Annotated in this window: 13 protein-coding genes; 10 read left to right on the top strand and 3 right to left on the bottom strand. The window is 53.2% G+C overall.

Going from position 1 to position 13435, the window contains the following annotated elements; all coding sequences use genetic code 11:
- Positions 1-14 precede the first annotated feature (14 nt).
- A complete protein-coding gene (locus Q5741_RS11220; protein WP_305024179.1) occupies positions 15-422 on the bottom strand; it encodes a hypothetical protein in 408 nt (135 codons plus the stop codon).
- 337 nt (positions 423-759) lie between these two features.
- Here Q5741_RS11220 and Q5741_RS11215 point away from each other — a divergent pair, with 337 nt between their 5' ends.
- From Q5741_RS11215 to Q5741_RS11170, 10 genes are all read left to right on the top strand, one after another.
- The gene (locus Q5741_RS11215) at positions 760-1884 is read left to right on the top strand and encodes an ATP-binding cassette domain-containing protein (protein WP_305024178.1); all 1125 of its coding nucleotides are present in this window, start codon (positions 760-762) and stop codon (positions 1882-1884) included.
- A complete protein-coding gene (locus Q5741_RS11210) occupies positions 1881-2603 on the top strand; it encodes an ABC transporter permease subunit (protein ID WP_305024177.1) in 723 nt (240 codons plus the stop codon). The genes Q5741_RS11215 and Q5741_RS11210 overlap by 4 nt, the downstream gene beginning before the upstream one ends.
- Positions 2604-2607: 4 nt before the next feature.
- Entirely contained in the window at positions 2608-3996 is a 1389-nt protein-coding gene (locus tag Q5741_RS11205; protein ID WP_305024176.1) for a GldG family protein, read from the top strand.
- Entirely contained in the window at positions 3993-4958 is a 966-nt protein-coding gene (locus Q5741_RS11200) for a DUF4340 domain-containing protein (protein ID WP_305024175.1), read from the top strand. Before Q5741_RS11205 ends, Q5741_RS11200 begins: the two co-directional genes overlap by 4 nt.
- Before the next feature lie 213 nt (positions 4959-5171).
- Positions 5172-5576, top strand: coding sequence for a GntR family transcriptional regulator (locus tag Q5741_RS11195; protein ID WP_305024174.1), 405 nt, complete (start codon positions 5172-5174; stop codon positions 5574-5576).
- Positions 5573-6289 (top strand): ABC transporter ATP-binding protein, encoded by a 717-nt coding sequence (locus tag Q5741_RS11190; protein WP_305024173.1) that lies wholly within the window; start codon positions 5573-5575, stop codon positions 6287-6289. The genes Q5741_RS11195 and Q5741_RS11190 overlap by 4 nt, the downstream gene beginning before the upstream one ends.
- Positions 6286-7068, top strand: coding sequence for an ABC transporter permease (locus Q5741_RS11185; protein ID WP_305024172.1), 783 nt, complete (start codon positions 6286-6288; stop codon positions 7066-7068). Before Q5741_RS11190 ends, Q5741_RS11185 begins: the two co-directional genes overlap by 4 nt.
- Before the next feature lie 18 nt (positions 7069-7086).
- On the top strand, positions 7087-8073 hold the full coding sequence (locus Q5741_RS11180; RefSeq protein WP_305024171.1) for an ABC transporter ATP-binding protein: 987 nt from the start codon (positions 7087-7089) through the stop codon (positions 8071-8073).
- Between the two features lie 52 nt (positions 8074-8125).
- Positions 8126-9268, top strand: a complete 1143-nt coding sequence (locus tag Q5741_RS11175; RefSeq protein ID WP_305024170.1) for an ABC transporter permease — start codon at positions 8126-8128, stop codon at positions 9266-9268.
- 93 nt (positions 9269-9361) lie between these two features.
- Entirely contained in the window at positions 9362-9964 is a 603-nt protein-coding gene (locus Q5741_RS11170) for a GNAT family N-acetyltransferase (RefSeq protein WP_305024169.1), read from the top strand.
- Positions 9965-10031: 67 nt separating this feature from the next.
- On the opposite strand, the gene Q5741_RS11165 is transcribed toward Q5741_RS11170, so the two are convergent.
- Both Q5741_RS11165 and Q5741_RS11160 read right to left on the bottom strand, forming a co-directional pair.
- Positions 10032-12347 (bottom strand): copper amine oxidase N-terminal domain-containing protein, encoded by a 2316-nt coding sequence (locus Q5741_RS11165; RefSeq protein WP_305024168.1) that lies wholly within the window; start codon positions 12345-12347, stop codon positions 10032-10034.
- A gap of 173 nt (positions 12348-12520) precedes the next feature.
- Entirely contained in the window at positions 12521-13423 is a 903-nt protein-coding gene (locus Q5741_RS11160) for a manganese catalase family protein (RefSeq protein WP_305024167.1), read from the bottom strand.
- Between the last annotated feature and the right edge of the window lie 12 nt (positions 13424-13435).

Genomic DNA, 13435 nt, shown 5'->3' with positions numbered 1-13435 from the left:
TTGGTTCTTCATTGTTAGTCGGATGCTGCTACACCTGTAAACGCGCGGGCGCCCAGGGTGATGCCTGCCGCACTAGCGAACACAAGCAGCTGATATTGGATCAGGCCTGAGGCAGGAGCTGGCGGCAGGTCAGCTGCTGTAAAGCCGCCCAGATCCTGTTCGCCTGCAGTAACCGCAGTCAGTGTTGTTGTAAAGATAAGAGCTCCGTTTCGAACAACCTGGTATGTCAATGTGGAACCGGCTGTAGTTGTTGTGACTTTGGCATAACCTTGAAGCGATACACGAATCTGCCCGGCAAATCCTGTAGTCACCAGACCGATATCGCCGATCACTACGGCAGCCCCCGCTCCAACAGGTACTGCAAGCGTTGAAGTGTCCGTGTTACTCTGTTCGGAGGTTCTCAGATCAAGAAATTTTGGCATAAGGTAGATCTCCCTTCGATTTGTGGTTAGGATACCTTCCGGAAGGTTCTATATACGATATGCGAATTGCTAGAGGTTGATTGGGTAATCTAGCACTAAAATAAGAAATGATAGATTCGTCTACCTGGAAAGGAATGCTTCTTGCTGTCTCTAATTAATTCACAATTTAGACACAATATTTTAAGCTTAAATTTAAGTTCATTTAAGCCGGATTTAGACTACCAGGGATATAGTGGGATGATCATGCAGATCGTCCGGAATGGGTTCGTCAGTCACCATGACCTTAGGCATAAGGGGTCGGCTGCAGTTAGGGACAGGCAATATTTATAAAGGAAGGATGAAGCATGTGCTGGAAGTAAAGCAGGTGAGCAAGTGGTATGAGGGCAGCCGCGGCGTACATCAGTTGGATTTTGCCATGCAGCGCGGCGAGATTGTCGGCTTTCTCGGTCCGAATGGTGCAGGGAAAACGACAACGATGCGGATGATTACAGGCTATCTTCAGCCTAGTGAAGGCCGGATTACACTGGATGGGATTCCGATCCATGAGAAGGGGAAGCAGGCACGCAGCCGGATCGGCTATCTGCCCGAGACCCCGCCGCTGTATGGCGATATGACCGTGCAGCAGTATTTGAAATTTGTGGCCAACCTGCGGGACGTGCCGGCACGCGAGCAGAAGCTGCGCATTTCTGAAATGGTGTCGAGACTCGGGCTGAACGGCAGAGAAAAGCAAGTTGTCCGCTCACTCTCCAAAGGCTATAAGCAGCGTCTCGGACTGGCGGGAGCGATTATTCATGATCCGGATCTGCTCGTTCTGGATGAGCCTACTTCAGGACTGGATCCCAATCAGATCATGGAAATCCGGCAGCTGATCCACGAGCTGGGCGAGAAGCATACCGTCCTGCTCAGCACGCATATCCTCCCGGAAGTGAGTGCCTTGTGCAACCGGGTACTGATCATCAATCAGGGGCAGATCGTACTGGACGGGGAACCGGATTCTCTGGCCCGCTCGATGGGTGAAGAATTTAAGGTATCGATCGAAGTGAAGAGTGAACCGGATGTGGTTGAAAATCTGCTGAACAAGTGGGAAAAGGTCATGATCGAGACCATCGAGAATGAATCCCTGGCAGGCAGGGAAGACCCCCGGCGAAGCAAGACCGTCCGGCTGATGCTGACGGGTCATACAACTGAAGATTTCCGGGAAGAGCTGTTCTATCTGTTGTCCGGAGCAGGTCTGCCGATCCTTGAAATAAAGAAGGAGAACCGCAGCCTGGAGCAGATCTTTCAGCAGCTTACCATGAGCGAGAACAGGAATGAGTCCAGACACGAAATAGGTGATGAGAAGGGCGAGGCAGCAGGTGCTTCCACTGTCGAATTAAATAAAACCGGACAGGCTGATTCCTCAGGAGCGGATACGATGGAAGCGGCAGCTTTGCCGTCCGCAGAAGGGGAGGAGCGGAAATGAGACGTCTTTTGGCTATCAGCAAAAAAGAACTGCAAGCCTACTTGTGGACACCGACCTCCTATTTTGCACTGGCGATCTACATGCTGCTAACCGGCTTGCTGTTCTATAACAACTTTGTAAGCTACCAGCCGAGCATTCTGGATTATCGTCTTGTGCTTGGAGACACGCTGTCGATGTTCCTCTTTATCATTCCACTGCTGACGATGCGGCTCATCGCCGAGGAGTTCAGGCAGGGTACGGATGAGCTGCTGCTCACATCACCTGCAAGTGTAACGGAGATTATCTTCGGCAAATATCTTGCTTCGCTGGCCATGCTGCTGGTGCTGATCCTGTGCAGCCTGTTTTATCCGCTGATCATGTCCTTCTTCGGTCCGGTGAACCTGACCATGATCCTGACTTCCGTGATCGGACTATTCCTGCTCGGTGCAGGCATGATGGCGATCGGCTTGTTCGCTTCGACCCTGTCCCAGCATCAGATGATTGCGGCGGTGGCAGGCTTTATTCTCATGCTCGCATTCTGGATGATGGACAGTCTGGGCGGCTCCAGTGACACTGGAAGCAAGCTGCATCAATGGATAGACCCGTTCTCGCTTACAGTGCGGTTCGACAGCTTTGCGAAGGGGCTGCTGAACGGCAGCGACATCCTCTATTTTGTAACCTTGGCCGGACTGTTCATCCTATTGAGCATTCAGGTTGTGGAACGGAAAAGGTGGAGGTAACGATATGAAAAAATGGTTAAGTCATACGAACAGTGCTGTGCTGTCTGTGGCGGCGGTCGGTATTTTTATCTTATTGACCCTGTTTTTGAATTCCCTGACCGGCTTCCAGGCCGATCTCACGGCGAGCAAGCAGTATACAATGTCTGAGCAGACCCGGAACGCCATCAGCGGAGTGAAGCAGGATGTCCGCCTGATGCTGTTCACCGTCTCAGGAGACGGGAATGAGCTGCTGAACCGCGAGGTGCGGGATCTGATGCAGGAATATGCCAAGCGCAACAAGCATCTGAAGGTGGAGGAATACGATCTTGCCCAGCAGCCGGCCATGGCCAAAACCTACGGGCTGACTGGAGCCTCCGTAGTGGTGCTGCAGGGAGAAACCAAGCGGGTTATTGAGCTGACCAGTCTCTTTCAGAGCGGCAGCGGTGATGGTTCCTACCAGTTTTCCGGGGAGGAGAAGCTGACCTCGGCTCTGCTGGGGCTGACTTCAGATGATCAGGGGAAAATTGTATTCCTGACCGGCCATGAAGAGGTTGCGCTCAGTCAAATGAGCAATCTGAACACCGCCTTGTCCGGCGAGCAGGTGTCGACGGAGGAGCTTCAGCTCGCACAGGCTGGCTCGGTGCCAAAGGATGCCGATGTTCTGGCCATTATAGGGCCGCAGCGAGACATCAGCAGCACCGAGCTGAAGGCGATCCAGACGTATATGCAGAATGGCGGGAAGCTGTATCTGTCTCTTGGATTCAACGAAGATATGAAGACGGGGTGGAAGAACCTGGATGCCCTGATGGGTGAATACGGCGTCCAGGATCAGCACGCGGTTACGATCGATCACAAGCATGCCAGCAGCATGAGCATCCTGTGGAGTGTGCCGGATTTTGGTACACATGAGATTACAGACAAGCTGAAGGCCAGCAATCTGAATCCGCTGTTGACCTTGTCCGTGGCCCTGAAGGCAAAAGAGCAGGATCAATATGAGGTGACCCCGCTGCTGCAGTCTTCCAGTGACAGCTACGGGGAGACGAATCTGAAAGACTTGCTGAATAATACAACGAATAACGACAAGGATCAGGATCCGCAGGGTCCGCTCGACCTGGGATTTGCGGTCAGTTCGAAGGACAACAAGCCGAAGGCCGTTATTCTGGGCTCATCCACCTTCGTGCAGGATAGTGAAATTACGACCGGGGGCAATCGCGATCTTGCGCTGAACGCGTTCAGCTATCTGCGTGAGAAGAGCAGCGGTGTGACGATCCGACCGCGCGAAGAAGCCGGTTATCAGGTGGCTTATCTGACGGCGAAGCAAGGCTCGTATATTTTCACAGCAGCAGTCGTCGGTATTCCGCTGCTGTTCGTAATGATCGGCAGTCTGCTGTGGTGGAGGCGGAGAAAGGCATGAGAAAATTCATTCCCACGCTGGTGCTGTTAATGCTGCTGATCGCAGGATTTGTCTACGCCAAGAGCGAAAATTTCTTCCAGAAGGAAACCCCGGCACCGGCTAAATTGTCTGCTGTAGAAGCCTCTGAAGTAACCGGGATTACAGTGACCCATAATGGACGCACTGTAGAATTGGTCAAAGACAAAGGAAACTGGGTGATGAAGCAGCCGGGAGCCTATCCGGTCAATGCTTACGCCGTGGAACAATGGCTGGGCACACTGGGCGCATTGACGACCAGTCAGACGGTAGAAGAACAGCCGGGCGACACCGCCAAATACGGAATTTCCACGAATGACCGGGTAATCCAGGTCCATACGGCACAAGGAACGACGACGTATGCGGTAGGTTCAGCTCTGCCGACGGGAAGCGGGGATTATGTGCAGGTTAACGGCAAGCAGGTTGTGGCTGCGGCCGAGCAAGATCTGTCCGGCCTCCTGCTGGCGCCGCTGGACTTTATGGTGACCACTCCGTTCACGTGGGAGGATGATAACACGGTCTCACTCGAGTGGGAAAGTCCCATCTTCTCCTGGGTAGGGAAGCGATCGGGGAGCGGCAGTGCAGAGGCTGTCACTGACTGGACACTGAATGGTACCAAGATAGAGGCAGACCAGGCCACGTCTCTGCTGGCTCAGGTCAAAGGGTTAACAACAGATCGTGAAGTCCGCCCCGTACCCGAGCTGAAGAAGCCGGTGCAGCGCTTCACCATGACGCTGACACAGACAGTCAATGGCCGTGAAGAAAGCAAGGTCTATCAGGGCTGGACGACCGCAGACGATCCAGGGATCATCTGGGCAGTTCCGCCAGACAGCAGCTGGGCCTACGCGCTGAAGACCGACGATGTGATGAATATGGAACAGGCGGCCAAGAAGGCGTTAACTTCCGCCAAGGCGGCCTCGGCCAACGATAAGAGTACAGCCAAATAAGATGCAGTAAGGTGCTTCTCCGAGGAGAGCACCTTTTTTTTGTATCCTGTCATTCCAAAGGGCGGATACCCCAAGAGGAAATGACCGTTATTTTTTATGTTGCTTTAAGTGTATTAAGTGATATAATACACTTAAAGCATACGACATATGAAGTATAACTAACCCGGTACAGCACATAAGGAAATGCCGTGCTTGGCCTGAGGAGGAACATTTATGGAAGAACAGCAGGTTGGCGGTCTCCGGTTTCGGATTGATTTTAGCCAACCGCTTTATGAGCAGATATTGGATCAGGTTCGTAGTTCGATTGCGAAAGGGGAAATCAGGTTGGGTGAGAAAATGCCTTCGGTGCGGGAACTGGCACAGGAATTAAAGATGAATCCGAATACCGTCATGCGTGCCTATCAGGAGCTGGAGCGGGATGGGCTGACGGAGAAGCGGCGGGGACAGGGAACCTTCGTGACCTCGCTGCCCGAGAAAGTGCAGGCGTTCCGCACGGATCTGGCTTCACGCTATATCGATACTTTTCTGGCCCAGATGGAGAGCCTGGGCGTCGCATGGTCGGATGTACAGGATTACGTCGAACGCTCCCGGCAGGAGCAGGAAGGAGAGAGAGCATGACACAGAACATCATCACCTGTGAGCAGGTCAGCAAACGTTACGGCCGCAAGACGGCACTCGATCAGCTGTCACTGTCAATCCCGGAAGGCAGTATCACCGGTATTCTGGGACCCAACGGCTGTGGTAAATCCACGCTGTTCCGCTCCCTGGTCGGTCTGGTCCAGCCGGACGCCGGACGGATTGAAGTGCTGGGACAGCAGCCAGGCTGGCGTACCAATGCAGGTGTTGCTTATCTGCCTGACCGGGCGCACTGGTACCCGAACGACACGGTGAAGCATGCTTTGGATTGGGGACAGACTTTCCTGCCGGGCTTTGATTATGAACGGGCAGAGCAAATGGCGGAATATATGGATGTAGACACGGATATGAGGGTCAGCGGAATGAGCAGGGGCCAGGAAGCACGGGTGATGCTCATTATGTGTATCGCGCGTACAGCCCCGCTAATTATTCTGGATGAACCTTTTGCCGGTATCGACGTCATGTCCCGGGAGTCCATCGTATCCGGTCTGATTGACCTGCTGGAGGAGAGCCACCAGACGGTGCTGATCAGTACCCATGATATTCAGGAAGTGGAAGCCTTGTTTGACTACACGGTCATGATGAATGCCGGACAGGCGATCTGGGCGGGGGACAGTGAGCAGCTGCGGGCCGAGTATGGCTCCCTGCATCAGGTGTTCAAAACGATGTATACGAAAGGGAGAATCAAGTCATGACCACACCGGGATCGTTCAAGGCGCTGGTACGCCGGGAATTACGTAATAAAGGAAGCTGGCGCAGAGCCGGCCGGGAGAGCCAGGGAGGCACCCGGATGCGATGGGGTGTCGTGTATCTGATCTCAGTTCTCGCCGTTATCTTCGTTGGCCTTACGTATTCGGCCTCCCAGGATCAGCTGGAGCTGCGGGATTTGTGGAAGATCCTCGCCGGTTTTCCCTTCGGATTGTTCTTTTTCGCTTTTTCTTCTGTCAAAAGAGAGTGGAGCAATGAAACCTTTGGCTGGTGGCTGACACTGCCTTACTCGAGGCATTGGCTTATCTCTTCCAAATGGGCTGCCCGCTGGATTCAGAGCTCCATTGTCACCGTTGCAGTCCTGATCATAGGCACGGTATACGCGGCTGTAATTAGTCTGTTCCTGGGAGGATTCACGCTTGCAGATGTGCAGGATTGCCTGGTGAGCGGAATATATTGGACGGTGATGATCATTCTGGTGAGTCCACTGATACTGGCATTAGGTATCCTCGCGGCCACGATCCGGTATACGCTGCTTCGTCCATTGCTGCCACTGCTGATGATCCTGTCCATGGGCGGTTTCTCGCTGGTGCTGTCCTCCGTAAGTGACTCTGACCATCCGGTGCTCCTGGAGTGGCTGGGTTTCGGACAGGGAGGCTGGACACCCAGTGCAGTGGGAATCGTAAGCATCGTGGCAGCCTGGATTGCAACAGCTCTTATCAATCGGCTGACTGCTTACCTGCTTGAACATAAACTAACGATCTGATATAGGAGGAACAATAAGATGACGAACATGTCCCATATACAATCTGCCCCGAATCGGATTGCTGTGCACAAAGCTTCGGCAGCGGCTGAGCCGCTGCTCGAGGTAACCGGTCTCAGCAAAAGCTATGGCAGGAAACAGGCCCTGCAGAACGTCAGCTTTACTTTAAAGGAAGGAAGCTCATTTGGGTTTCTAGGTCCGAATGGTGCCGGCAAATCGACAACGATGAAGATTCTGACGGGAGTCGTCAAGCCGGATCAGGGAAGTGTCAAGCTGTTCGGTGAGGAGATTGACAGCAATCCGGGAGCCGCTTCCCGTTACATCGGTTATGTGCCGCAGGAGATTACACTATACGAGCGGCTCAGCGCGTGGGATAATCTGGAGTTCTTCGGTCAGGCTTACGGCGTCCGCGGCGCAGAGCTGCGCAAGCGAATGAAGGAAGTGCTGGAGCAGACCGGGCTGCTGGATCGGGCCAAGGAAGAGATCCGTACCTTCTCGGGCGGGATGAAGCGGCGGATCAACATTGCTGCTGCACTGCTGCACCGCCCTCAGCTGCTTATTATGGATGAACCCACCGTCGGGATTGATCCACAGTCACGGAATCATATCTTTGACCTGATTCGGGGCTTGAACCGGGATGGGGTTACTGTTATTTACTCCACGCACTATATGGAGGAAGTGGAAGCGCTGTGCGACGAGGTCGCCATTATGGATCAGGGCATGGTCAAGGCCCAGGCGCCGCTCGGAGAGCTGCTTGGCCGCTATGCGTCCCAGGCGATCTATATTGAAGCGGCTGGTATGCCCAAGCCTCAGATTGCTCCGGGAATCACATCGGTCCGTAAAGAGGGATCCGGCTGGGTACTGGAGACGGAACAGGCTGAGCACATGATAAAACTTCTGATAACAGAGTGCAGTAAACATAATTGGAATGTAAAAAAGCTTGAAGTCATCCGGCCTTCGCTTGAGGATGTATTCCTGACGGTCACCGGTACGGCGCTTAGAGACTGATCCAGTTCGAATAATCCGAAACCATTTTGTGAAGAAAGGTAGTGTTCATCCTATGTTTGCTCTTATTAGCAAAGAACTGCGGCTGATCCGCAAAGACCGGAGAAGTTTTATTTTTCTGCTGTTCATGCCGATTGCCTTTATCCTTATCTTCGGCAGCATCAATAACCAGGAGGCCAACACGTCAGCGATCACCCTGCAGGTAGTAGACCAGGACAACAGTGAGGCATCCAGGGCGTTTGTTAGCAGATTATCCGGTATTATTACGGTGGATGCCTCTCCGGCAGGCGAATTGAATCAGCAGCTTGACCGGTTAAAGCAGGGACAGATGACGTCCATGCTGGTGATTCCGGCCCAATTTGAACAAAAGCTGAAGAATGGAGCAGCTGCAGATATCACCTTGTATAAAGACCCGGCTTCCCAGACAGCCATTGCCCCGATTCAGGCGATTTTACAGGGAATGTCCGATCAGTATCGGGAACAGAAAATCAAGACATCGCTGACTTCCCTGGGTGCTTCCGCGCAGGCGGCGCAGCAGGCGCTCGTGTCGCCGATTGCTATCAAGCCGGTAAATATGTCTTCAGAGCAGCTGAGCGCTATTGATCAGATTGTCCCGGGGATGACCGTCATGTTCGTGTTCTTCATCATGATTACGATGACCCGGCGTTTCTTCGAGGAAAAGAAGACCGGACTATTCACCCGCATCCGCAGTACACGCATTACGCCGGTTCAGTATCTGATTGGGATGTGGGTTCCTTTCATCCTGACGGTTATGGCACAGTGTTCCGTGCTGTTTGCCTTCGGGCACTTTATGTATGACCTTCATCTGGGAAATTATCCAGCTCTGATTGTGATCGTGATTGCTCTAAGTATTGCCGGGACGGGAATCGGTCTGGGATTATCGTTCGTGGTTCCAGGGGAAGGTGCAGCGATGGTTATCACCCAGCTCATCTCGATGGGCGGCGCCATTCTGGGCGGGCTGTGGTTTCCGACTTATCTATTACCGGAATTTGTTCAGCATATCAGCAGATTCATGCCGCAGTATTGGGCCCAGCATTCGCTGATCAACATCATTGCACATCATGCTCATATCAGCGACGTACTGCTTCCTGCAGGTGTGCTGCTGCTGTTTGGCCTGGTTGGGCTCGGGGTAGCCCTGCTGCGTCTGCCGTCCTTCCTGCGCACTGCCGTAAATTGAGTGTGGCTTGAAGAATAATCCAGGGACTGTTACGCTTGTCGGTACAACAGGTAAGATCGGGCCTGATTTCACATTGACAGGAGCGCAGCAGATATGAAACCATCAGATATCAAACTTAAAGAGCAGGTTCATCCGTTAATGCTATCTTTTCCCGAATGCTTTGAGAGCGAGCGTCTGCAGATCCGTGCACCTCAATATGGGGATGGAGCAGCCGTTCATGCAGCTGTATATGAGAGTGCTGAAGAGCTAAAGCCATGGATGCCGTGGGCGCGGGAGCTGCCGACACTAGAGCAGTCCGAAATTACAGTGCGGGAGGGGCGGCATCAGTTTCTGGACCGGTCCGACCTGCGGCTGCTGCTGTTCGATAAAGAATCAGGTGAATTCATCGGCAGCAGCGGTCTGCACCGGATCGACTGGAAGGCTCGGCGCTTCGAGATCGGCTACTGGATTCGCACCTCCTGCAGCGGCAGGGGTTATATTACGGAAGCGGTTGACCGGATTACGACTTTTGCGGCCGAAAAGCTGCAGGCGAACCGGATTGAGATTCGCTGTGATGCCCGCAACGTGCGCAGCCGGCGGGTTGCGGAAAGGCTGGGCTTTACACAGGAAGCGCTGCTGCGGCTTGAAAGCTGTGACATCGACGGAAAGCTGAGGGATACGCTGGTGTTCGCGAAAGTACGCGGTGTGGAGTACTAGTTAAGAATATCAGATCAAGCATGAAAAAGGCCCTTCTCAATGAGAAGGGCCTTTTTCTTAGTGGTGGTTAATTTCTCTTCTCCAGCATAACCTCTGCCGAAGGAGAGGACAGCCGGTTTACGGTTGCCTTCTTGCCGTCAGCCACGGACAAGACGAAGATCCGGTACGCGGCGCCTTCCTTCAGGCTGCCGCCATTCGCATCCACATCATAGGTCGACAGGGTGACCGTCTTCGGATCATTGACGGACAGTGTAATATAACGGCCGGAAGTAACACGTTCCGCGTCCTGCAGATCAAAGCCGGATGCCGAACTTGACGGAACAGCAATGACTTCGTAATAGGCGATACCTGTTTCAGAGCCGGGCTTATCGAAGGTGACTTTTATATTTCCCTGATCGGACGACGCTTTGACATTCCGTGCAGCTTCAACCGAGAACTGGGAGCTTAATGTAATTTCGGACGAAGGCTCAGACAGAGCGTAACTGCCTGTACCGGAGCCGCCCCCGGAGGACAGGATAAATACCCGGTAGCTCACACCGCTGCGAAGGAGTGAGCCGTCCACATCCCGGCTTCCCGAAGCGAGTGTCAGACGAAGGTTGGAGCCGGTACGATTCACTTTCGTATAGTTGGATCCGGATACGCCTTTGGCATCTTCCAGATCGAAACGGTTGGCATTGGCCGACTTGACGACCAGCACACGATAGTGATCCAGATTGGTCTCATTCGCTGCCCGGTTGAAGGCGATCTCCAGATCCCGTCCGTCATTGTAATCACTCACATCGCTGACACTGACACGGCTGGCTGTACCCACGGAAGAGTTCTTCAATTCAACAAGGCTGGAATAGGCAAGTGCATGTGAGTAGCTGTTCGGATTGTTGGAGACGGCCATGACGAAAATGCGGTACACCTCGCCGTTACGGATCGTGTTGCCTTGAGAATCCTGCAGGCCTGCCGGCAGGGTACGCTGAATGTTACCTCCTGTCTTCGGTATGTCCACATAACGCCCTGAGGGTGTGCTCAGTGCTGCCGAAATATTGAAGCTGTTCGCTGCATTCTGCCGCACCACGAAGACGCGATACTGCGAGATACGGGATTCATCCGCAGAACGGTTGAACTCCACGCGCAGATCCCGGCTGTCCCCGTAATTGCTGACATCTGCTGCCGACGTAATGACCGGGACCGGAACGGAGCTGCCATTCAGTGTAATGGAGGCCGAAGACGCAGACAGATTGTTATACGCTGTACTTGAATTTGAGCTGATGGACTGCACGAAGACGGTATACGGCACACCGGTGCGGATCAGTTCACCCGCTGTATCCCGGGAACTGCTGCCCAATATAATTTTCGGATTGCCGCCGGTTTTGTTAACGGCGGTATAGCTCGAAGAGCCGATCTGGTTAGCCGTGTTGTTGTTGAAGCTGCCGGCATCCCTGGTTTTTACAACAAAGACACGATACTGAGCAATATTGGCCTCGTTCTGGGCACGGTTGAAGCTGACGGACAGATCGCGTCCATCGCCGTAGTCCGACACATCGCTGACAGCCACGCCGGAAGGAGCGTTAACCGGCACGATACCGGATGGAACCTGGACAGCCGCAGACGGACGGGATAGGGCGGTACGGCTGCCGGCCAGGTCATTGCCGACGGTCATGATATAGAATACATAACTTTGACTGCTGCGCAGCACGTCGCCGTCACTGTCCCGGGTCTGGCTGTTCAGCGGGATGGACGGATCGGTTCCGCTGGTAAACACAGGTGTATAATTGTTGCTGTTCAGACTGCGCGCTTTATCTAGTGTAAAAGAGGAGGCGTTCGCTGCCTTCACCGCGATAATGCGATAGTGATCTACAACAGATTCATCACTCACTCGGGTAAAAGAAACCTCCAGGTCCCCGCCGTTCCCGCTGCTGCCGGTGACAGACGTCACCACCGAGGCTACCGGCGTGACTTCATCATCGGTCGTGACCGTGACCGTCATGGTGGACGGGTTCCATTTGACGTCTTCTCCAAGGGCTTCACTTACAAAACGGACAGGAACCATCGTGTAACCGTTCAAATTTTTAGCGGGGACGTCCAGCTGGACACTTCCGTTGTTGACAATAGCTGTTTTGGAGCCGATCTTCAGCACGACGGTGCGGCTGCCTTTGGTTGCTGTTACTGTCTGCGTTTTCTGATTCCATAATACTTCTGCGTTAAGAGCCTCGAAGATAGCGCGAAGCGGAACCAGGGTGCGGTTCCCGATCATAGTGGGTGCCTTGGCGGTCTTCAGCTGGACACCGTTAATGTAAATCTGAATAGGCTGTGCAGCGTCCGCGGCCGGGGCTTGCCCGAGCGAGGCGGCCAGCAGGATGCTGACGGCTGCTGCCGATAACATTTTTTTCATCCGTGTTCACTCCTGTTTCTTCAAAGGATTGAAATGTTTTCCACCTCCTATTGACGCTGGAACCATAATAAAGGTTACGGTGTTCGTAAATTATTTTTGGTCGAAGTGCAATGTTTCCTTGAAGCAGAAAAGGAGCATCATCCCGATGCTCCTTCATTTCATCAGATATTCACTTAGTCCCTGATATTTCCTGATGCTTTCAGCCTTTTCGCAATCAGTTCAAAATCCTCCATGGAGATGCCGGGAGCAAATTCCTCGTCCAGCGGAGGGTTCTCAGGCACGGGAACGCCCTGCGGAGAGCCTTTCAGCACTTCCAGTGGCAGACCGTCTTCCGGATGCCTGCCTTTCCAGATCTGATCTATGCTCGTGAAGTCGTTGTCACTCCAGGTATACAGCTTCGTATGAACCCCTTTGTCCTCATATTTATGTGCTTCACTAAAAGATTTATTACTTAGGGAAGGGATCGGAACAAGCTTTGTCACGTCTACGCCAGTGGCCATTTCGAGTGCTTTGGCATAAGCGACCACATGAACCCCGCCGCGCACGAGCAGGAAACCTACGACCTCGCGTGCTGCAGGATGATCCGTCATTTCATAGACTTTCATTTTGTGTGTTCGTGCGCCGCATTCCAGGAAGAAGTTGTGCAGCAGGTCTTCCACCAGATTTCCACTGTTGAACACATGGGTCCCCGTCCACGGATTTCCCATAGAATCGAACGGCATAGCCCCTTGGGCGCCGGCCAAAAAATGATAAGAGAACCGGGCGTCCTTCACAGAGCCGAGTGGACCTGCATCCGGTTCCGTATAAGACGTGGAGCCTTGCAGACATTTATTGATCGCGTGCGAGACCAGCTCGACGTGCCCAAGCTCTTCGGCTGTAATACTCGTGACCAGGTCATAAAAAGGCATCAGCTTTGATTTATTCCTGAAATTAAAGGACTGGAAAAGATAGTTATTGAGTGTGGACATTTCACCGAATTTACCCCCGAGCAGCTCCTGAATAGCGGCAGCAGCGTTAGGATCCGGCCGTTCAACATCTGGAATCTCGATCATAATCTCATCCATGCGATTGAACACAGTTTTGCCTCC

The organism is Paenibacillus lacisoli (assembly GCF_030580655.1).
Classification (GTDB): domain Bacteria; phylum Bacillota; class Bacilli; order Paenibacillales; family Paenibacillaceae; genus Paenibacillus; species Paenibacillus lacisoli.
This window is presented reverse-complemented; position numbering and strand designations above follow the sequence as displayed.